This window comes from Shewanella sp. 1180_01, assembly GCF_052850535.1.
Genome location: NZ_VXCT01000220.1, coordinates 1 through 289, shown reverse-complemented (window position 1 = coordinate 289; position 289 = coordinate 1). Strand labels below are relative to the sequence as shown.

Here is a 289-nt window from a genome sequence, read left to right as displayed (position 1 = left end):
AACGTCAATGATGCACCGACCATCAGTTCAACGGCCATCACTGCCGCCACTCAGGATGCGGCGTACAGCTACACCTTCGCGGCCGCAGATACTGATGTGGGTGATGTGCTGACATTCAGCGCGGTGACTAAACCGAGTTGGTTGAGCTTCAATGCGGCCACTGGATTGTTAAGTGGCACGCCCAGCAATGCCGATGTGGGCAGCCATGCGGTGACACTGAAAGTCACCGACACGGACGGCTTAACGGCCGAGCAAAGCTTCAGTATCACGGTGACCAACGTCAACGATG

The 289-nt window shown here is 56.4% G+C and carries 1 protein-coding gene; it reads left to right on the top strand.

What is annotated here, in order from left to right:
• The coding region (locus FW758_RS24945) for a putative Ig domain-containing protein (protein ID WP_446446862.1) at nucleotides 1-289 on the top strand (289 nt) is incomplete at both ends.